Origin of the sequence: Pseudomonas sp. HMSC063H08, assembly GCF_001813645.1 — a bacterium.
Lineage (GTDB): Bacteria > Pseudomonadota > Gammaproteobacteria > Pseudomonadales > Pseudomonadaceae > Pseudomonas > Pseudomonas aeruginosa.
In genome coordinates this window covers 1-346 of sequence record NZ_KV813451.1, presented here as the reverse complement: position 1 = coordinate 346, position 346 = coordinate 1, and the positions used below count along the sequence as shown (strand labels likewise).

Genomic DNA, 346 nt, shown 5'->3' with positions numbered 1-346 from the left:
ATCTCGCGGCGCCACTTGTAGACCAGGTGCGGCGGAGAGACAACCAGGGTCCGGCGATAGCCGGCCGCGTGCATGACCGCTGCGACAGCGATGGCCATCATGGTTTTCCCGGTGCCCATCTCGGCGTTGATGATTCCGGCCTGCTCGTTACGGTCCAGCAGCAGGGCGGTGATGGCTTGGACGACCTCGGCCTGGGCCGCGAAGGGCTTGCGCTTGAGTCGGTCCATCACCAACTGGCGGTGAGCGTTGTCGGAGCCGGTATAGACCGGGGGGTTGGAGCGATTGAGCGACTCCAGGAGCTCGTCGCCGAACTCGTCGATGAAGTCGGTCAGGTTGATGTTCAGGG

At 64.2% G+C, this 346-nt stretch carries 1 protein-coding gene; it reads right to left on the bottom strand.

Annotated features, from left to right (window positions below; genetic code table 11):
• Positions 1-344, bottom strand: a 344-nt coding sequence (locus tag HMPREF2924_RS15425; RefSeq protein WP_256567958.1) for a DEAD/DEAH box helicase family protein, incomplete at its 3' end; no start/stop codon positions are given.
• Between the last annotated feature and the right edge of the window lie 2 nt (positions 345-346).